Origin of the sequence: Enterobacter cloacae complex sp.6700776 (assembly GCF_048284255.1) — a bacterium.
GTDB classification, from domain to species: Bacteria; Pseudomonadota; Gammaproteobacteria; order Enterobacterales; family Enterobacteriaceae; genus Enterobacter; species Enterobacter intestinihominis.
Genome location: NZ_JBLVYK010000002.1, coordinates 312,854 through 331,313 on the forward strand (window position 1 = coordinate 312,854; position 18,460 = coordinate 331,313).

Genomic DNA, 18,460 nt, shown 5'->3' on the forward strand with positions numbered 1-18,460 from the left:
GCCGGGTAAGCGGAGCGCCACCCGGCATGACGAGGGTTAAGCAGGTAACGATTTCAGCAGCGCGAAGGCCTCCTTCATTCTGTCTTCGCTGACCACAAAGGCGCGCATCTGACCGACAGTATCGGTGCCGCGAGCTACCATGCCCTGAGCCGAAAGGGCAATCTCCCAGTTCAGATCCTGACGCTGCGTTTCACCTGCGAGATGCAGCGGTAGTTCCGGCGTTTTTACCTTCACCAGCATGGCGGGTAATTTCACCGGGGCGTTGCCGCCGAGCAGGTTTTTCGCCAGGAACATGGCGCTTAACTGAATCGGTTGCAGGAACGGCAGCACCTGGCCGTTAATTTCCGCGCAGTCGCCCAGGGCATAAATGTCCGGCTGGGTGGTTTGCAGGTAGCTGTCTACCTTCACGCCGCGATTGATCTCTGCGCCTGCGCGGTGCGCCAGCGCGGTTTCCGGGCGCAGCCCCGTCGCCGCAATAACCACATCCACTTCCACCCTGCGGGTGCGGTCGAGCGTCGCACAAATGCCGGTTTCGGTTTTGCTCAGGCTCTGCAACTGCGATTTCAGCAGCAGATGCACGCCCATGTCGGTCAAACGATGCTGTAAGCGACTGCTTACTTCTGCCGGCATCAGCGCTGACAGAATGCTGGCCGCGTGGTCAACAAGGGTGACGGATTTTCCCGCCCGGCAGAAGTCCATCGCCAGCTCGGTGCCAATCAGCCCGCCGCCGACAATCATCACCCGCATGGCGTCGCGTAACAGGGTCTCGCTGGCCTGATACTCCTGCTGACTGTTGAGCGTGACCATCAACTCGCGGCCCTCAACCGGCGGCACAAACGCAGATGCCCCCGTCGCCAGCACTAGCTTGTCGTACTGCCAGGTTTTATCTTTCGCGTTCACCACGTGGGCGTCGGCGTCGATATCGGTGACCCAGGTGTACGGAAACAGACGCAGATTAAATTGTTCTGCAAACTCCCCCGCCGTCTGGCGGGTGAGATCGTCGGCGCGCTGATTTTGGCTAATGACGTGGCTTAAATCAGGCTTGTTGTACTCATCCATGCTGTCGGCGGCGATCACCGTCAACGGCACGTTAGCATCCTGTTTGCGGATATTTTTCACCAGCTGGCGGGCGGCAAAGCCCGAGCCGATAATGACGATGCCGTGGCTCATTTTGCCTCCGTTGCCAGTTCATCAAAGACGTCTTTTCCGAGGGAACATTCCGGGCAGAGGAAGTTGTCCGGCACCTCGCTCCACGGTGTACCCGGCGCGACATCCTGCAACGGCTCGCCCAGCTCGGGATCGTAAATCCACTGGCAGACGCTGCACTGCATGCAGGGGCCGAGGTCGGCAGCGGCAGGAGCGGCTTCTGCTACGGCTTCCGGCGCAGCAGCCGCGGCGGGTGCGGTTTCCGGCAGCGGCGCAAGCGCCCACTGGCGGGCAATGTCGCGACCGTGCTGGCGACAGATTTCCAGCGCGTCGAGATCCGGACGCCATTTCGCCTTCAGGCTCAGGGACATCTCAAAACCGGCATCCTGTAAACGGGTGGAGAGACGGTCTACCGCGCCGCCGCTCCAGCCGTGTGAACCAAAGGCGCTGGCGCGTTTGTTACGGAAGCGCAGGCCGGTCATCTCTTCCACCAGTCCGGCAATTTTCGGCATCATCACGTTATTCATGGTGGAGGTACCCACCAGCACGCCTTTGGAGCGGAAGACGTTGGTCAATACCTCATTCTTATCGCTGCGCGCCACGTTGAAGATTTTCACTGCCACGTTCGGGTCCACTTCGTTGATGCCCTGGGCAATGGCGTCCGCCATCATGCGGGTGTTGTTGGACATGGTGTCGTAGAAGATGGTGATGCGGTCTTCCTGATAGTCCGCCGCCCACTTCAGGTACAGCTCGACGATCTGGGTTGGATTTTCACGCCATACCACGCCGTGGGAGGTGGCAATCATATCCACCGGCAGGTTGAAGCCGAGGATCTCGGTGATTTTTGGCGTGACCAGACGGCTGAACGGCGTCAGGATGTTGGCGTAGTAGCGCTGGCACTGTTCGAACAGCTCGGTCTGATCCACTTCGTCGTTGAACAGACGTTCGTCGCAGTAGTGCTGGCCGAAGGCGTCGTTGCTGAACAGCACCGCGTCACCGGTCATGTAGGTCATCATGCTGTCCGGCCAGTGCAGCATTGGGGTTTCCACGAAGATCAGCTGTTTGCCGTTGCCGATATCCAGCGTGTCGCCGGTTTTTACAGTGTGGAAGTTCCACTCTGGATGGTGGTGGTGGCCGTTGATGGAGTCAATGGCATTGGTGGTGCAGTAGATCGGGGTATCCGGAATGTGGGACATCAGCTCGGTCAGCGCCCCGGCGTGATCCTCTTCCGCGTGGTTGATGATGATGTAGTCGATGTCATTCAAATCGATTTCGCTGCGCAGGTTCTGCACGAACTCGCGGCTGAATTTGTGATCGACGGTATCGATCAGGACGTTTTTACCTTCGCGAATGAGATAGCTGTTGTAGCTGCTGCCGCGCAGCGTTTTGTATTCCGTCCCGTGAAAATCACGTACTTCCCAGTCACGTTGACCCACCCAATGAATGTTATTTTTAACCAGAATAGACATAGCAACCTCAACTTAATACGGCGTTTTCAAATAAGATGACTGTCATATATCAAGTTGCGTGCCAGTTTTTTAACTCATTGAAAATAATGTATTTATATTTTTATTCTCCCTAATAGGTAGTCATTTTGACTATCTTAAAAATTGTCAATATGACACTATGTGTTGTCAAATTGACAGTGAGGCAGAGATGAGCTTTTCCGTAGATGTGCTGGCGAAGATCGCCATAGAACTGCAAACCGGTATTGGTCATCAGGACCGCTTTCAGCGGCTGATCTCCACGTTGCGCCACGTGCTGGACTGCGATGCCTCGGCGCTGCTGCGTTACGAAGGGCGGCAGTTTATTCCGCTGGCTATCGACGGTCTGGCGAAGGACGTACTCGGGCGGCGCTTTACCCTGGAGGGCCACCCGCGTCTGGAAACCATCGCCCGTGCGGGTGACGTGGTGCGTTTCCCGGCAGACAGCGATCTGCCCGATCCGTACGACGGCCTGATCCCCGGCCAGGAGAGCCTGAAGGTTCACGCCTGTATCGGCCTGCCGCTGTTTGCCGGGCAGAACCTGATTGGCGCGTTAACCCTCGACGGCATGTCGCCGGATCAGTTCGATACCTTCAGCGACGAAGAGCTACGGCTGATTGCCGCGCTGGCGGCCGGGGCGCTGAACAACGCCCTGCTGATAGAACAGCTGGAGAGCCAGAATATTCTTCCGGGTAGCCCGACGGCGTTTGAGCAGGTGGCGCACACCGAAATGATTGGCCTTTCGCCGGGCATGGCGCAGCTTAAAAAAGAGATTGAGATTGTCGCCGCGTCTGATTTGAACGTGCTGATCTTCGGGGAGACCGGCACCGGTAAAGAGCTGGTGGCGAAAGCGATCCACGAAGCCTCGCCCCGTGCGGTGAACCCGCTGGTGTATCTCAACTGCGCGGCGCTGCCGGAAAGCGTGGCGGAAAGCGAGCTGTTCGGACACGTCAAAGGGGCCTTTACCGGGGCGATCAGCAACCGCAGCGGCAAGTTCGAAATGGCTGATAACGGCACGCTGTTCCTCGATGAAATTGGCGAACTCTCCCTTTCGCTCCAGGCCAAACTGCTGCGGGTGTTGCAGTATGGCGATATTCAACGCGTGGGTGACGATCGCAGCTTACGCGTGGATGTGCGCGTGCTGGCGGCGACGAACCGCGATCTGCGCGAAGAGGTGCTGGCGGGCAATTTCCGCGCCGATCTGTTCCACCGTCTGAGCGTGTTCCCGCTCACGGTGCCGCCGCTGCGCGAGCGGGGCGATGATGTGGTGCTGCTGGCGGGCTTTTTCTGCGAACAGTGTCGGCTCAAAATGGGGCTTTCCCGCGTGGTGCTAAGCCCCGGCGCGAGGACGCACCTGCTGAGCTACGGCTGGCCGGGTAACGTGCGTGAACTGGAACATGCGATTCACCGCGCGGTGGTGCTGGCGCGGGCTACGCGTTCGGGGGATGAAGTGGTTATTCATGCGCGCCATTTCGCGCTGCATGAGGAAACGACGCCGTCCGTGAAGCCGGTGATACCTGAGAGCGTGAACGAAAACCTGCGCGAGGCGACGGATGCGTTCCAGCGTCAGATGATCACCCGCGCCCTGGAGCAGAATAACCGCAGCTGGGCGGCATGCGCGCGGGCGCTGGAGATGGACGTCGCCAACCTTCACAGGCTGGCGAAACGTCTGGGGCTTAAGGGTTAAATAATCCCCGCCTGGTAGAAGTCTTGCAGGTTGATCGCGCCGCACAGCCTGCCGTGCTCGTCCACCACCGGCGCAGCGGTGATTTTGCGCTTCATCAGCACCTCTTTGGCTTCAATGGCGCGGCTGTCGGCATTCAGCGTCAGCCCGCCCCGGGTCATTGCTTCGGATACCCGCGCCTCCAGCTTGCCGCCGCCCACCAGCCAGCGGCGCAGGTCGCCGTCGGTGAAGACGCCCTTCACCTGGCGGTCGTTGTCGCATACCGCAACCAGCCCCAGACCGGTGCGGCTCAGCTCCAGCATGGCGTCCATCACGCTGGTGTCGAGTTTGACCTGAGGAATGGCATCGTCCGTGCGCATCAGGTGGTGAACCTTGTTGAGCAGACGTGCCCCAAGCGCGCCAGCAGGATGGGAACGGGCGAAATCTTCCTCATTAAAACCGCGCGCCTGCATCACCGCCATCGCCAGCGCGTCGCCCATCATCAGCGTGTTGACGGTGCTGGAGGTCGGTGCCAGGTGCATCGGGCAGGCTTCGCGCTCAACGGAAATATCCAGCGTTGCTTTCGCGGCCAGCGCCAGCGGCGAACGGGATTTGCCGGTCATCGCTAACAGGGCTACCGATTTTTCTTGCAGGCGAGGGATGATGAGATCCAGCTCTTTGGCTGAACCGGAGTAGGAGATAAACAGCATCACGTCGCGGCTTTCGATCATCCCCAGATCGCCGTGCAGCGCTTCGGCAGGATGCACGAAGAACGCCGGAGTGCCGGTGCTGGCAAGCGTCGCGGCAATCTTCTTGCCGATATGACCGGATTTACCGATACCCGCCACGATCACTTTGCCCTCGCAGTGGATAATGGTGTTGGCTGCACGAACAAAATCCTCACCCAGACGCTCCGGCAGGCGGCTGGCTTCCTGTAGCTCCAGCAGCAGAGTCTGGCGGCCTGCGTTTAACAGAAAATCACTCATTTTTCTCTCCGGTTACGATCACGTCGATGCCCTTCGCTTCCAGCGCTTTTTTAAATGCCGGATCGATACCTGCGTCGGTAATCAGCTTATCGACGCTTTCAAGGCTACAGACAATGTTGGGGCTTTTACGGCCAAACTTCGACGAGTCCGCCATCAAAATCACTTCCCGCGCGGCGTTGCACATCGCTTTGCTGACGCTGAACACCTCGTTGAAGGTGGTCACGCCCGCGTTGAGGTCGATGCCGTCCGTGCCCATAAACAACTTATCGAAGCTGAAGTGGTCGAAGGCATTCTCCGCCAGCTGCCCGTGAAACGACGCGGATTTTTTACGGAAGGTGCCACCGGGCATCAGGATGGTCTGCTCGCTGTCGAACTCTGACAGGGCATTGACGATGTGCAAGCTGTTGGTCATCACGGTGATGTTATTAAAGCGGCTGAGCAGCGGGATCATCTGCAGGACGGTACTGCCAGCGTCGAGGATGATGGAATCGCCGTCCTGGATAAATTTGACCGCAGCTTCGGCAATCAGCGCTTTCTGGTGCGTATTAATCAGCGTCTTGTGATCGATAGGCGGGTCGGCTTCGTCTTTATTGAGCACCACGCCGCCGTATGTACGAATGACGGCGCCGGAGTTTTCGAGCAACACCAGGTCCTTGCGTATTGTCGTGCCGGTGGTGTCAAAGTAGTGGGCCAGATCCTCTACCGAGCACTTTCCCTGCTTTTGCAGATGCTCAAGTATGGCCGCCTGCCGCTGACGTGGTTTCATAGGCGCTTCGTTCCTTACGTTGCGAAATGATAATTCCGCAAGTTTATAACTTTCACAACGAAATTATCCATGTTTCAGATTAAGCGCTAATGATAGTGCATTCTGACAGAGTGAATCATGGGGGAAGATCACATCAGGTTGTAATTCATGCAGCAAAATGCCGTTGATCGCCTGGATTTTCACCGGGCGGGCAAAGACGGTCATGCCGCGCATGATGAGGGAATCGCAGACCTTATTGTTTTCATCCAGCGCAACAGCGACGACAACCCGCGGTTTGAAGCGTCCGCCGGAACGCCCGACGCCCACACGGCCTTTCTGGCACAGGGCGTCAAAGGCGCGGTTAAACTGATGGATTTGCCAGCCGCCAAACGCCATCTGGCAGATCCAGGCGAGGGCGGCGAAGGTGATTAATGCGGTTACCATATCGGCTCCTTGTTTTGTTCCCTCTCCCGGTGGGAGAGGGTTAGGGTGAGGGCATCAGGCCGCTCGATCAGAACATCACCTGCCCACCGGTGACGTTAATCGACTGCCCGGTGCAGTACGAGGCTTTCGGGCTGGCGTAAAACAGCAGCATGTTCAGCACGTCCTGATAATCACACCCGCGCTTGAGCGGCACTTTGTCGATGTAGTACTGCTCCACTTCTTCAGCTTTGATGCCGAGCTTGGAGGCGTACTGCGGAAGCAGGGACTGGAACATCGGCGATTTCAACAGGTTACCCAGCATCAGCGAGTGAACGGTGATGCCGTATTCGGCCAGATCCAGCGCCAGAGACTGCGTCAGCCCCACGCCGCCAAACTTCGCCGCGCTGTAGCCGGAGTTGTGCTTGCTGCCCACTTTCCCGGATTTCGAGTTGATCTGAATGATGCGCCCCTGAATACCATCGCGGATCATCAGCCGGGAAAACTCACGGGCGCAGAGGAAATAGCCCACCAGATTCACCTGCAACGAGCGGTCAAAATCCCCCAGTTCGAAATCGCTGATAAAGGCCGCTTTCGCGATCCCCGCGCTGTAGACCAGCAGGTCGATACGCCCAAATATCTCGTCCACGCCGCGGGCCAGCGCCATCACGCTCTGCTCGCTGGTGGCGTCGGCACCAAATCCGTACGCCATCCCTTCGCCAAACTCGGTGTTGATGGCGTCCGCCACACGGGCGGCTTTTTCACTCTGAATGTCCACTACCGCCACGCGATAACCCTCTGCGGCAAGCCCACGGCAGAGGAACTCGCCTAAGGTTTGTCCCCCACCAATGACAACGGCAACCTGACTCATGTGTTTCTCCTTAATTACGCAACAAATTTTAACGTACAGCCTGGTGTGACAGCCTGCGGAACCGGCCCCTCAACGTGAACCGTGCCGGGATACTCCGCCTGCGGCTGCCCGTCAAAACGCAGGGTGATGTGCCCCAGCTCGCGCAGGTTTTGTTCAGCGACGTCGCCGACGGCGGTCACGGCATAGCGCGCCTCGCCCAGCTCAAGCTGGCTCCCGGCCTTCAGCTCGCCGTTTAGCTCGCCGTGGCAGTGGATAAAGCAAAACTCTTCGATATCCGCAGGCGCCCCTTCGCGGAAGGTGATCAGCATCTGGTCGCTCAGCGCATCGGCCGCGCTCTGGCCGATGCGGGTAATGGTGGTCTGGTAAATCACGGTCATGGCAGGAACCTCTTATTGATAAATAAAGCCGGAGACAAACCAGGCAATCAGCACCGTGGGCGCGCCCGTCAGGAAGCGGCTCACCAGCACGGAGGGGACGCCCACGCGCACGGTGTCCTGACGTGCTTCGGCCAACGACAGCCCGACGGGGATGAAGTCGCACGCCGCCTGAGCGTTAATGGCGAAAAGGGCTGGCAGAGCGAGGTGCGGGGGAATGTTGCCCAGACCAATCTGTACGCCAATCAGCACGCCGATGACTTGGGCAATCACCGCGCCCGGGCCGAGAAACGGCGACAGCAGCGGGAAGGAGCAGATCAGCGCCAGCGTCACCAGGCCGAGCGGGTGGCTGGCGAGCGGGGCGAGGCCGTGGGCAATCCAGTCGCCGAGGCCGGAGGCCATGATGATACCGATCAGCGCCGAGACGAACGCCATAAACGGCAGAATGGTTTTCAGCACCGTGTCGATGGTGTCGCGCCCGGACTGGAACAGCACCGCCACGGCGGACCCCATCCCCATCCCGACCTTCGCCAGCAGGCCATCGCTCTGCTCGGTGATTTTTTTGCTGGTGTCGTACTCGCGCGGGGCCGCTTTTTGCGGCGCGGATGTGCCATTCACCAGCGTGATGTTGTCCTCCTTCACCCCAGAGACATAAATATCCTCAAGGATGTACTGCGCCAGCGGGCCGGATTTCCCGGTGGAGTGAATATTTACCGTCGGAATGCGGCGCTTCGGATAGATGCCGCAGCGCAGCGTGCCGCCGCAGTCGATCACCGCCACGCCGATTTCCGCTTCCGGCGGTTCGCCTTCCTTGAAGCCGTCGACCGCTTCCCAGCCCGTCAGCTCGTGCAGCCTGTCGACGATCGCCGGGCGCGTGCCTGCGGTGATGTACACAATCTTTTTGCCTTCGGTGGCGTCGAACTCCAGCGGGCCGCCCCAGCCGCCCGTGCCTTTCTCAATGCGGATCCGGTTCATGCTGTGGCTCCTGAAAGATGGACTTTCTGTTCAAGCTGGATGCCCATTTTTTTCTCAAAAATGGCGGTGGTGAGATCCGTCACCCAGCCGCGGAAGAAGTTGGTGACCAGACCGACCAGCAGGTAGCTCACCGCCAGCGGGCCGAGCGGCAGGCCAAGCGTGGTAAGGCCGCTGGCGATCCCGAGATAAACGAACAGCTCGCCGGGGTTGATGTGCGGGAACAGGCCGTTCATGGAATGGCAGCTGTAGGAGGCGGCGGCGTAATAGCTCGGCTTGTACTTCTCTGGCATAAAGCGGCCGAGGCTTAAGGTCATCGGGTTGCAGAACACAAAGGTGCCGATGAAGGGCAGGATCAGGTAGCGGGACAGCGGGTTTCCGGCGCAGCGCTGGGCGAAGCGTTCAATACGCTGCTGGCCGATAAAGTTAATCAGCGCGTTCATGATTACCAGCAGGCTGATCAGCAGGGGCAGGATCCCGGTCACCATGCCGGTGAATACCTCGCCGCCTTTCTGAAAAAGCCCGATGAACCACTCGGCGCCGTGGGTGATGGTTTCTATCATTCTTCTCTCCTGTAGGGCGTTTGTTTTTGTCTGTTCGGGGCTAATAATAATCAAATTGAAAGCTTTTAAAGTGTTAAATAGATCTCACAATAAAAGAAAAATGGATTAATTTGAAAGATAATTGGTGGGGCGAATGATTTTCGATGGAAAAAAGCGCGGATTTGCGTTGGGGAGGTGTGTACCGCTTCCTTGAGGTGTTGCGGATGCTTTACCATACTGGGTTCTTACCGAACTCGTTAAATGGATGCCACATGTTCAAGCGTCGTTATGCAGCGCTGTTACCTGCGCTTATTCTCCTGTCCGCCTGTAGTAGCAAACCCAGGACTGAAGCTGTTCAACAAACGGCGGGCGCGCCTTCCGGCGGGTTCCTGCTTGAGCCGCAGCACAATATGATGCAGATGGGCGGCGACTTCGCGAATAACCCTGCGGCCGAACAGTTCATCGATAAAATGGTGAGCAAGCACGGTTTTGATCGCCAGCAGCTGCATGCCATTTTGTCTCAGGCGAAGCGTCTGGACTACGTGCTGCGCCTGATGGACAGGCAGGCGCCGACGGCCCAGGTGCCGACCGGGCCAAACGGGGCGTGGCTGCGCTATCGCAAACAGTTTATTACCCCGGACAACGTGCAAAATGGCGTGGTGTTCTGGAATCAGTATGAAGACGCCCTGAATCGTGCGTGGCAGGTCTATGGCGTGCCGCCGGAGATCATCGTCGGTATTATTGGGGTCGAGACTCGCTGGGGACGCATTATGGGTAAAACCCGCATCCTCGATGCGCTGGCGACGCTCTCCTTCAACTACCCGCGCCGCGCCGAGTATTTCTCCTCTGAACTGGAAACCTTCCTGCTGATGGCGCGAGACGAACAGGACGATCCGTTAGATCTGAAAGGGTCGTTCGCCGGTGCGATGGGCTACGGCCAGTTTATGCCGTCCTCCTATAAGCAGTACGCGGTAGATTTTAACGGGGATGGTCACATCAACCTGTGGGATCCCGAAGACGCCATTGGCAGCGTGGCCAACTACTTCAAAGCGCACGGCTGGACGCCGGGCGGCCAGGTGGCGGTGCAGGCAAACGGCGAGGCGTTTGGTCTGGAAAACGGATTTAAAACCAAATACAGCGTGGCGCAGCTGGCAGCGGCAGGCTTAACGCCGTCGCAGCCGCTGGGCAATGTTGACCAGGTGAGCCTGCTGCGCCTGGATGTCGGAACCGGTTATCAGTACTGGTTCGGACTGCCGAACTTCTACACCATTACCCGCTACAACCACAGCACGCACTATGCGATGGCGGTGTGGCAGCTGGGGCTGGCGGTGTCTCAGGCGCGTGTGCCGGCAGCGTCACCGTTTAGCCAGTAAGTTACCCCGACGGGTAGGCCGGGTAAGGCAACGCCGCCACCCGGCATGGCTGCCCACACGGTGCGGCCTGATGCCCTCACCCTGACCCTCTCTCACGGGAGAGGGAAGTTTGCAGAAACATTTCGCCACATTCCCATTTCACTCCCGCCGTTTACATCTTAATCGTCTTTCATTATTGTTATGTTATAACATAATTTTTAATTGAGATATCCATGTCCCTGTTTTCTCTCTCATCCCCGGTTCGTCTGCTGCTGGCGCTGATGCTCATTCTGTTTCTCGGCCTGGCCGTGCGCTGGGCGGTGGCGTTGCCATGATCGTGATGAACGACCTGGTGGCGGGTTACGATCGCCAGCCCGTTACGCGCGCACTGTCCGGCGTGATTGAACGCGGGAGCATGACCGCCATCGTCGGGGCCAACGGCTGCGGCAAATCCACGCTGCTGAAAACGCTCGCTGGCTTTCTTCCGCCCGTCAGCGGTACGTTTCGCTGGCAGGGGAGACGTCCGGTGGTGGGCTGGCTGGCGCAGCGTCACGCGCTGGAGGCGCAATTTCCTCTGACCGTGCAGGACGTGGTGAGCATGGGCTGCTGGCCAGAAATCTCGCTATTTGCCGGTTTTCGTCGGGATACCCGCATGCGCATTGCCGGCGCGCTTGAGCGCGTGGGGCTGGCGTCCATGGCGTTATCCACCATCGATGAACTCTCCGGCGGGCAATTCCAGCGCATGCTGTTTGCCCGCGTTTTAGTGCAGCAGGCACCGCTGGTGATGCTGGACGAACCCTTCACCGGCGTCGATGAAGCGACCTGCAACGTGCTGATGGATCTGATGCTGGAGATGTATATGCAGGGGCAGACCCTGCTGGCGGTTCTGCATGACAGCGAGCGCGTAGCACGTCACTTCCCGCAGACGTTACGTCTGGACGCTGATATTCCCCAATGGAAAACCGAGCGGGTGAGGGTGGCATGATCTGGCATACATTCTTCCAGCCGTTTATTGAGTACGGCTTTATGCGCCGTGCGCTGGTGGTTTGCCTGGCGCTCTCCGTCAGCACCACGGCGCTGGGCGTATTCCTTCAGCTGCGTCGGATGAGCCTGATGGGGGACGCCCTTTCTCATGCCATTTTGCCGGGTGTCGCGGTGGGCTATCTGCTCAGCGGTATGTCGCTGCTGGCAATGACTGTCGGCGGGTTTATTGCCGGGATCGCCGTTGCGCTGGTGGCCGGGCTGGTCAGCCGCCGCACGCCCCTTAAAGAGGATGCCAGCTTCGCGGGGTTTTACCTGGGTTCCCTGGCGCTGGGCGTCACGCTGGTGTCGCTGCGCGGTTCAAATGTCGATCTGCTTCATCTTCTGTTTGGCTCCATTCTCGCCGTGGATAGCGCGTCAGCCCTGTTCGTGACGGGCGTTTGCATGTTCACGCTCCTCACGCTGGCGATGTTTTATCGTGGGCTGGTCAGCGAAGCGTTCGATACCGCGTGGTTGCAGGTGAACGCGCGCTGGCTGCCCGGGATGTTACACGGTCTGTTTCTGGCGCTGCTGGTGCTCAACCTGGTGGCCGGTTTTCAGGTGCTCGGCACGTTGATGGCCGTCGGGCTGATGATGTTGCCCGCCGTGGCGGCACGCTGCTGGGTGCGCACCCTGCCAGGGTTACTTCTGATGGCGGGTATCAGCGGTATTTTTTGCGCGTGGCTGGGCTTAAGCCTTTCCTGGGCAGTGAGTCTGCCCGCCGGGCCCTCCATTGTGCTGACCGCCAGCGCATTGTTCTTTATTTCCGTTTTATTTGGCACGCGCAGCAGGCTGGCGGATAGCCTGCGGGCGCTTTTTTAACGCAAGGGGAAACGATGAAACGTACAGGGTTAGCCGTGGCGCTCGCGCTCGGCATGATGACGCACGGCGTAATGGCGAAAACGCTTAATGTGGTGACCAGCTTTTCCATCCTGGGAGACATCACGCAGCAGGTTGGCGGCGATCGTGTGAAGGTGACGACGCTGGTGGGGCCGGACGGTGATCCCCATACTTTCGAACCCTCGCCCAAAGACAGCGCGGCGCTGAGTAAAGCCGACGTGGTGGTGGTCAATGGGCTGGGGCTGGAAGGCTGGCTCGATCGTCTGGTGAAAGCCTCCGGATTCAAAGGCCAGCTGGTGGTTGCTTCGGACGGCGTGAAAACGCACACGCTGGAAGAGGACGGTAAAACCGTGACCGATCCGCACGCGTGGAACAGCGCGGCGAACGGCGCGCTGTATGCGCAAAATATTCTCTCTGGGCTGGTGAAGGCCGATCCTGAAGATACGGCGGCGCTTGAAGCTACCGGTAAACCCTATATTGCGCAGCTCTCTCAGCTGGACGGTTGGGCTAAAAAGCGTTTCAGCGACATCCCACAGGCGAAGCGCAAAGTGCTGACCAGCCACGACGCCTTCGGCTATTTCAGCCGCGCCTACGGCGTGACGTTTATGGCGCCGCAGGGGCTGTCGTCTGAGAGTGAAGCCAGCGCGGCGCAGGTAGCGGAGATCATCAATCAGATTAAAGCTGACGGCGTGAAAACCTGGTTTATGGAAAACCAGCTTGACCCGCGCCTGGTGAAGCAGATTGCGACCGCCACGGGCGCCCTGCCGGGCGGTGAACTTTACCCGGAAGCGCTGTCCGCGAAGGGCGGCGTGGCGGACACCTACGTCAAGGCGTTTTGCCACAATGTGGACACCCTCGCTAACAGCATGAAATAAGCGTCTCTCTGGCCGGTGCGCCCGCATCGGCTTTTTTCTGAAGCCCCCTCGTAAAACCCGACGCGCATCCCCATATTTGATGAGAAAGTGCTATCTTGTGCTGCATGTTTTTCTAAGGCCTGGAGCGAGAATGACTGACCATGAATTGATGCAGCTAAGCGAAGTGGTGGGGCTGGCGCTGAAACAGCGCGGCGCGACTCTTACGACCGCAGAATCCTGCACCGGCGGCTGGGTGGCGAAAGCAATTACCGATATTGCTGGCAGTTCCGCCTGGTTTGAACGCGGCTTTGTGACCTACAGTAACGAGGCTAAAGCGCAGATGATTGGCGTGCGTGAAGCCACGCTTGAGCAGCATGGCGCGGTCAGCGAGCCGGTGGTGATCGAAATGGCGATTGGCGCGCTGAAAGAGGCGCGCGCAGATTACGCTATCTCCATCAGCGGTATCGCGGGGCCGGACGGCGGCAGCGACGTGAAGCCTGTCGGCACCGTCTGGTTTGGCTTTGCCACCTCAAAAGGTGAAGGGATCACCCGCCGGGAATGCTTCAGCGGCGATCGCGAAAGCGTGCGTCGTCAGGCAACGGAATACGCGTTAAAAACGCTCTGGCAACAATTTCTACAAAATACTTGATACTGTATGACTATACAGTATAATTGCCTCAACAGAACAGAAGTCCATGGTGAAGCGCAGTTGCTTCTCCCGGCATGACAGGAGTAATAATGGCTATCGACGAAAACAAACAGAAAGCGTTGGCGGCAGCACTGGGCCAGATCGAAAAGCAATTCGGTAAAGGCTCCATCATGCGCCTGGGTGAAGACCGTTCCATGGACGTGGAAACTATCTCCACTGGTTCGCTTTCTCTTGATATCGCACTGGGCGCTGGCGGTTTGCCGATGGGCCGTATCGTAGAAATCTACGGTCCGGAATCCTCGGGTAAAACCACCCTGACGTTGCAGGTTGTTGCGGCGGCACAGCGCGAAGGTAAAACCTGTGCGTTTATCGATGCCGAGCACGCGCTGGACCCGGTCTATGCCCGTAAACTGGGCGTTGATATCGACAACCTGCTGTGCTCACAGCCGGACACCGGCGAGCAGGCCCTGGAAATTTGTGACGCGCTGGCGCGCTCAGGTGCGGTTGACGTGATCATCGTCGACTCCGTTGCGGCGCTGACGCCAAAAGCAGAAATTGAAGGTGAAATCGGTGACTCTCACATGGGCCTCGCGGCACGTATGATGAGCCAGGCGATGCGTAAGCTGGCGGGTAACCTGAAGCAGTCCAATACGCTGCTGATCTTCATCAACCAGATCCGTATGAAAATTGGTGTAATGTTCGGTAACCCGGAAACCACCACCGGCGGTAACGCTCTGAAATTCTACGCTTCTGTCCGTCTGGATATCCGCCGTATCGGCGCGGTGAAAGAGGGGGATAACGTCGTCGGTAGCGAAACCCGCGTGAAGGTTGTGAAGAACAAAATCGCAGCACCGTTCAAACAGGCTGAATTCCAGATCCTCTACGGCGAAGGTATCAACTTCCTCGGCGAGCTGGTTGACCTGGGCGTGAAAGAGAAGCTGATTGAAAAAGCGGGCGCATGGTACAGCTACAACGGTGACAAGATTGGTCAGGGTAAAGCGAATGCTATCTCCTGGCTGAAAGAGAACCCGGCGGCGGCGAAAGAGATTGAGAAGAAGGTGCGTGAACTCCTGCTGAGCAACCAGGACTCTAAACCTGATTTCGTGGTCGACGGCGCGGATGCTGAAGAAACCAACGAAGACTTTTAATCCTCTCGGATAAAAATGAAGGGCTGCTGATGCGGCCCTTTTTGCATTTCTGAATCGACAGGTTTTTTATGAGTGAACCGACATCACGCCGACCAGCCTACTCACGCTTGCTGGATCGGGCCGTGCGTATTCTTGCCGTGCGTGACCATAGCGAACAGGAGCTGCGGCGGAAACTGTCAGCGCCCGTCATGAGCAAAAACGGTCCGGAAGACATTGATGCCACCGCGGAAGATTATGACCGCGTGGTTGCCTGGTGCTACGAGCATCACTATCTGGATGACGGCCGTTTTGCCGCTCGCTTTCTTGCCAGCCGTGGTCGTAAAGGCTATGGGCCAGCGCGTATCCGCCAGGAGCTGAACCAGAAAGGTGTAGCCCGTGAATCGATTGAAAAAGCCATGCGCGAAAGTGAAATCGACTGGTGCGAACTGGCGCGTGAGCAGGCGGTACGAAAGTACGGTGAGCCGCTGCCGCGTGAATTTTCAGAAAAAGTTAAAATCCAGCGCTTTTTGCTCTACCGCGGCTTCCTGATGGAAGATATTCAGGATATCTGGCGTAATTTTACCGATTGAACGCATGCGGGATTTTACTTCCCACTAAAGAAAACTTATCTTATTCCCACTTTTTCCAGTAGCTGGTCCGTCCAACTGTTTACAGATACAGATCTGCTGCGACATTTCGTTAGCTTGATTTCAGGATAATTATGAGCAAGAGCACCGCTGAGATCCGTCAGGCGTTTCTCGATTTTTTCCATAGTAAGGGACACCAGGTTGTTGCCAGCAGCTCCCTGGTACCGAACAATGACCCGACTCTGCTGTTTACCAACGCCGGGATGAACCAGTTCAAGGATGTGTTCCTTGGTCTCGACAAGCGTAATTATTCCCGCGCCACAACCTCACAGCGTTGCGTGCGTGCGGGCGGTAAACACAACGATCTGGAAAACGTCGGTTACACCGCGCGCCACCACACTTTCTTCGAAATGCTGGGTAACTTCAGCTTCGGCGACTACTTCAAACACGACGCCATTCAATATGCGTGGGAACTGCTGACCGGTGAAAACTGGTTTAATCTGCCGAAAGAGCGTCTGTGGGTGACCGTGTATGAGACCGATGACGAAGCGTTCGACATCTGGGAAAAAGAAGTGGGTATCCCTCGCGAACGTATCATCCGTATCGGTGACAACAAAGGCGCGCCTTACGCGTCTGATAACTTCTGGCAGATGGGTGACACCGGCCCTTGCGGTCCGTGCACCGAGATCTTCTACGATCATGGTGACCACATCTGGGGCGGCCCTCCGGGAAGCGCGGAAGAAGATGGCGATCGCTACATTGAGATCTGGAACATTGTCTTCATGCAGTTCAACCGTCAGGCCGACGGCACCATGGAGCCGCTGCCAAAACCGTCCGTAGATACCGGTATGGGTCTTGAGCGTATCGCGGCCGTTCTGCAACACGTTAACTCCAACTATGAGATTGACCTGTTCAGCACCCTGATCAAAGCCGTTGCCGAAGTGACGGGCGCAACCGATCTGAACAACAAATCACTGCGCGTTATCGCAGACCATATTCGTTCCTGTGCGTTCCTGATTGCTGACGGCGTTATCCCGTCGAATGAAAACCGTGGCTATGTGCTGCGTCGTATCATTCGTCGTGCGATCCGTCATGGCAACATGCTGGGCGCGAAGGACACCTTCTTCTATAAACTCGTTGGGCCACTGATTGGCGTGATGGGCTCTGCCGGTGACGAGCTGAAACGCCAGCAGGCGCAGGTTGAACAGGTTCTGAAAACCGAAGAAGAGCAGTTTGCCCGTACGCTGGAGCGCGGACTGGCGCTGCTGGACGACGAGCTGGCGAAACTCAAGGGCGACACGCTGGATGGCGAAACCGCTTTCCGCCTGTACGACACCTACGGCTTCCCGGTTGACCTGACGGCGGACGTTTGCCGCGAGCGCAACATCAAAGTTGACGAAGCAGGCTTTGAAGCCGCAATGGAAGAGCAGCGTCGTCGTGCGCGTGAATCCAGCGGTTTTGGCGCGGACTACAACGCGATGATCCGCGTTGATAGCGCGTCTGAATTTAAAGGCTACGAAGAGCTGGCTCTGACCAGCAACGTGACCGCGCTGTTTGTTGACGGTAAAGCCGTAGACAGCATTAGCGCAGGTCAGGACGCGGTTGTTATCCTGGATAAAACACCGTTCTATGCGGAATCCGGCGGCCAGGTTGGCGATAAAGGCGAACTGAAAGGCAATGGCTTCAGCTTCAGCGTAAGCGATACCCAGAAATACGGTCAGGCAATTGGTCACCAGGGCAAACTGGTTTCCGGTTCTCTGAAAGTGGGCGAGGGCGTTCAGGCCAACGTTGACGAAGCTCGCCGCGCGCGCATTCGTCTGAACCACTCGGCAACCCACCTGATGCACGCAGCCCTGCGCGAAGTGCTGGGTACGCACGTTGCACAGAAAGGTTCTCTGGTTAACGACAAAGTGCTGCGTTTCGACTTCTCGCATTTTGAAGCGATGAAGCCGTCTGAAATTCGTGCGGTGGAAGACCTGGTGAATGCCCAGATCCGCCGTAACCTGCCAATCGAAACCCACATCATGGATCTTGAGGCAGCGAAGAAGAAAGGTGCGATGGCGCTGTTTGGCGAGAAATATGACGACCGCGTTCGCGTGCTGAGCATGGGCGACTTCTCTACCGAACTGTGTGGCGGTACTCACGCATCCCGCACCGGTGACATCGGCTTGTTCCGCATCGTTTCCGAGTCGGGTACGGCGGCAGGCGTGCGTCGTATTGAGGCGGTGACCGGGGAAGGTGCAATTGCCAGCCTGCATGCGCAGAGCGACCAGCTGCACGAGATCGCGCAGCTGCTGAAAGGCGATAGCCAGAACCTGGGCGAGAAAGTGCGTGTCGCGCTGGATCGTACCCGTCAGCTGGAAAAAGAACTCCAGCAGCTGAAAGAACAGGCTGCGGCGCAGGAGAGCGCAAACCTCTCCAGCAAAGCGGTAGACATTAAGGGCGTCAAACTGCTGGTCAGCGACCTGGCGGGCGTTGAGCCTAAGATGCTGCGTACCATGGTCGACGATCTAAAGAACCAGCTTGGTTCGACGGTTATCGTGCTGGCAACGGTCGCAGAGGGTAAGGTTTCTCTGATTGCGGGCGTCTCTAAGGATGTGACGGATCGTGTCAAAGCAGGGGAACTGATTGGCATGGTCGCCCAGCAGGTGGGTGGCAAAGGTGGCGGTCGTCCGGACATGGCGCAAGCCGGTGGTACGGATGCGGCGGCACTTCCCGCGGCATTAGCCAGCGTTGAAAGCTGGGTAAGCGCGAAACTGTAATAACTACAAAGCACAAGCAGACGCCATAGCGGTAACGTTATGGCGTCTTGCTCACTGCGCTATCGA

At 57.8% G+C, this 18,460-nt stretch carries 18 protein-coding genes; 9 read left to right on the forward strand and 9 right to left on the reverse strand.

The window, feature by feature from the left end; all coding sequences use genetic code 11:
* Positions 1 to 36 precede the first annotated feature (36 nt).
* Together norW and norV are read right to left on the reverse strand one after the other, a co-directional pair.
* A complete protein-coding gene (gene norW / locus ACNQ0T_RS05510; RefSeq protein ID WP_154849446.1) occupies positions 37 to 1,170 on the reverse strand; it encodes an NADH:flavorubredoxin reductase NorW in 1,134 nt (377 codons plus the stop codon).
* A complete protein-coding gene (gene norV, locus ACNQ0T_RS05515; RefSeq protein ID WP_022649152.1) occupies positions 1,167 to 2,615 on the reverse strand; it encodes an anaerobic nitric oxide reductase flavorubredoxin in 1,449 nt (482 codons plus the stop codon). The genes norW and norV overlap by 4 nt, the downstream gene beginning before the upstream one ends.
* Positions 2,616 to 2,802: 187 nt before the next feature.
* Between norV and norR the strand changes: the two genes are divergently transcribed.
* Positions 2,803 to 4,317 carry a nitric oxide reductase transcriptional regulator NorR gene (gene norR / locus ACNQ0T_RS05520; RefSeq protein WP_023298459.1) on the forward strand — a complete coding sequence of 505 codons (1,515 nt, stop codon included), beginning with the start codon at positions 2,803 to 2,805 and terminating at the stop codon, positions 4,315 to 4,317.
* On the opposite strand, the gene gutQ is transcribed toward norR, so the two are convergent.
* The 7 genes from gutQ to srlA all read right to left on the reverse strand — a co-directional run bounded on the left by gutQ (position 4,314) and on the right by srlA (position 9,224).
* Complete coding sequence (gene gutQ, locus ACNQ0T_RS05525) at positions 4,314 to 5,279, reverse strand: arabinose-5-phosphate isomerase GutQ (protein WP_023298458.1); 966 nt, start codon at positions 5,277 to 5,279, stop codon at positions 4,314 to 4,316. The genes norR and gutQ overlap by 4 nt on opposite strands.
* Positions 5,272 to 6,045 carry a glucitol operon DNA-binding transcriptional repressor SrlR gene (gene srlR, locus ACNQ0T_RS05530; protein ID WP_015571676.1) on the reverse strand — a complete coding sequence of 258 codons (774 nt, stop codon included), beginning with the start codon at positions 6,043 to 6,045 and terminating at the stop codon, positions 5,272 to 5,274. Before srlR ends, gutQ begins: the two co-directional genes overlap by 8 nt.
* A gap of 63 nt (positions 6,046 to 6,108) precedes the next feature.
* Positions 6,109 to 6,468: a transcriptional regulator GutM gene (gene gutM / locus ACNQ0T_RS05535; RefSeq protein WP_023298457.1), complete on the reverse strand. Its 360-nt coding sequence runs from the start codon at positions 6,466 to 6,468 to the stop codon at positions 6,109 to 6,111.
* Between the two features lie 67 nt (positions 6,469 to 6,535).
* Positions 6,536 to 7,315 (reverse strand): sorbitol-6-phosphate dehydrogenase, encoded by a 780-nt coding sequence (srlD, locus tag ACNQ0T_RS05540; protein WP_023298456.1) that lies wholly within the window; start codon positions 7,313 to 7,315, stop codon positions 6,536 to 6,538.
* 14 nt (positions 7,316 to 7,329) lie between these two features.
* On the reverse strand, positions 7,330 to 7,692 hold the full coding sequence (gene srlB, locus ACNQ0T_RS05545; RefSeq protein ID WP_022649147.1) for a PTS glucitol/sorbitol transporter subunit IIA: 363 nt from the start codon (positions 7,690 to 7,692) through the stop codon (positions 7,330 to 7,332).
* Between the two features lie 12 nt (positions 7,693 to 7,704).
* Positions 7,705 to 8,664, reverse strand: coding sequence for a PTS glucitol/sorbitol transporter subunit IIB (locus tag ACNQ0T_RS05550; RefSeq protein WP_022649146.1), 960 nt, complete (start codon positions 8,662 to 8,664; stop codon positions 7,705 to 7,707).
* Complete coding sequence (gene srlA / locus ACNQ0T_RS05555; RefSeq protein ID WP_003862164.1) at positions 8,661 to 9,224, reverse strand: PTS glucitol/sorbitol transporter subunit IIC; 564 nt, start codon at positions 9,222 to 9,224, stop codon at positions 8,661 to 8,663. The genes ACNQ0T_RS05550 and srlA overlap by 4 nt, the downstream gene beginning before the upstream one ends.
* A 251-nt stretch (positions 9,225 to 9,475) precedes the next feature.
* Here srlA and mltB point away from each other — a divergent pair, with 251 nt between their 5' ends.
* The 8 genes from mltB to alaS all read left to right on the forward strand — a co-directional run bounded on the left by mltB (position 9,476) and on the right by alaS (position 18,394).
* Positions 9,476 to 10,576, forward strand: a complete 1,101-nt coding sequence (gene mltB / locus ACNQ0T_RS05560; protein WP_022649145.1) for a lytic murein transglycosylase B — start codon at positions 9,476 to 9,478, stop codon at positions 10,574 to 10,576.
* A gap of 310 nt (positions 10,577 to 10,886) precedes the next feature.
* Positions 10,887 to 11,540 (forward strand): metal ABC transporter ATP-binding protein, encoded by a 654-nt coding sequence (locus ACNQ0T_RS05565; RefSeq protein ID WP_063146452.1) that lies wholly within the window; start codon positions 10,887 to 10,889, stop codon positions 11,538 to 11,540.
* Entirely contained in the window at positions 11,537 to 12,397 is an 861-nt protein-coding gene (locus ACNQ0T_RS05570; RefSeq protein ID WP_022649142.1) for a metal ABC transporter permease, read from the forward strand. Before ACNQ0T_RS05565 ends, ACNQ0T_RS05570 begins: the two co-directional genes overlap by 4 nt.
* Before the next feature lie 14 nt (positions 12,398 to 12,411).
* The gene (locus ACNQ0T_RS05575; protein WP_417929733.1) at positions 12,412 to 13,290 is read left to right on the forward strand and encodes a metal ABC transporter substrate-binding protein; all 879 of its coding nucleotides are present in this window, start codon (positions 12,412 to 12,414) and stop codon (positions 13,288 to 13,290) included.
* 130 nt (positions 13,291 to 13,420) lie between these two features.
* Entirely contained in the window at positions 13,421 to 13,918 is a 498-nt protein-coding gene (pncC, locus tag ACNQ0T_RS05580) for a nicotinamide-nucleotide amidase (protein ID WP_003862172.1), read from the forward strand.
* A gap of 89 nt (positions 13,919 to 14,007) precedes the next feature.
* Entirely contained in the window at positions 14,008 to 15,066 is a 1,059-nt protein-coding gene (gene recA / locus ACNQ0T_RS05585) for a recombinase RecA (protein ID WP_022649140.1), read from the forward strand.
* A 68-nt stretch (positions 15,067 to 15,134) separates the two neighbouring features.
* The gene (recX, locus tag ACNQ0T_RS05590; protein WP_017382782.1) at positions 15,135 to 15,635 is read left to right on the forward strand and encodes a recombination regulator RecX; all 501 of its coding nucleotides are present in this window, start codon (positions 15,135 to 15,137) and stop codon (positions 15,633 to 15,635) included.
* Positions 15,636 to 15,766: 131 nt separating this feature from the next.
* Entirely contained in the window at positions 15,767 to 18,394 is a 2,628-nt protein-coding gene (alaS, locus tag ACNQ0T_RS05595; RefSeq protein ID WP_022649139.1) for an alanine--tRNA ligase, read from the forward strand.
* Positions 18,395 to 18,460: the final 66 nt, after the last annotated feature.

Bases quoted from the DNA above. Each gene is read 5' to 3' on its own strand.
- norW (WP_154849446.1), bottom strand. From the start codon at position 1,170: ATGAGCCACGGCATCGTCATTATCGGCTCGGGCTTTGCCGCCCGCCAG.
- norV (WP_022649152.1), bottom strand. From the start codon at position 2,615: ATGTCTATTCTGGTTAAAAATAACATTCATTGGGTGGGTCAACGTGAC.
- norR (WP_023298459.1), top strand. From the start codon at position 2,803: ATGAGCTTTTCCGTAGATGTGCTGGCGAAGATCGCCATAGAACTGCAA.
- gutQ (WP_023298458.1), bottom strand. From the start codon at position 5,279: ATGAGTGATTTTCTGTTAAACGCAGGCCGCCAGACTCTGCTGCTGGAG.
- srlR (WP_015571676.1), bottom strand. From the start codon at position 6,045: ATGAAACCACGTCAGCGGCAGGCGGCCATACTTGAGCATCTGCAAAAG.
- gutM (WP_023298457.1), bottom strand. From the start codon at position 6,468: ATGGTAACCGCATTAATCACCTTCGCCGCCCTCGCCTGGATCTGCCAG.
- srlD (WP_023298456.1), bottom strand. From the start codon at position 7,315: ATGAGTCAGGTTGCCGTTGTCATTGGTGGGGGACAAACCTTAGGCGAG.
- srlB (WP_022649147.1), bottom strand. From the start codon at position 7,692: ATGACCGTGATTTACCAGACCACCATTACCCGCATCGGCCAGAGCGCG.
- ACNQ0T_RS05550 (WP_022649146.1), bottom strand. From the start codon at position 8,664: ATGAACCGGATCCGCATTGAGAAAGGCACGGGCGGCTGGGGCGGCCCG.
- srlA (WP_003862164.1), bottom strand. From the start codon at position 9,224: ATGATAGAAACCATCACCCACGGCGCCGAGTGGTTCATCGGGCTTTTT.
- mltB (WP_022649145.1), top strand. From the start codon at position 9,476: ATGTTCAAGCGTCGTTATGCAGCGCTGTTACCTGCGCTTATTCTCCTG.
- ACNQ0T_RS05565 (WP_063146452.1), top strand. From the start codon at position 10,887: ATGATCGTGATGAACGACCTGGTGGCGGGTTACGATCGCCAGCCCGTT.
- ACNQ0T_RS05570 (WP_022649142.1), top strand. From the start codon at position 11,537: ATGATCTGGCATACATTCTTCCAGCCGTTTATTGAGTACGGCTTTATG.
- ACNQ0T_RS05575 (WP_417929733.1), top strand. From the start codon at position 12,412: ATGAAACGTACAGGGTTAGCCGTGGCGCTCGCGCTCGGCATGATGACG.
- pncC (WP_003862172.1), top strand. From the start codon at position 13,421: ATGACTGACCATGAATTGATGCAGCTAAGCGAAGTGGTGGGGCTGGCG.
- recA (WP_022649140.1), top strand. From the start codon at position 14,008: ATGGCTATCGACGAAAACAAACAGAAAGCGTTGGCGGCAGCACTGGGC.
- recX (WP_017382782.1), top strand. From the start codon at position 15,135: ATGAGTGAACCGACATCACGCCGACCAGCCTACTCACGCTTGCTGGAT.
- alaS (WP_022649139.1), top strand. From the start codon at position 15,767: ATGAGCAAGAGCACCGCTGAGATCCGTCAGGCGTTTCTCGATTTTTTC.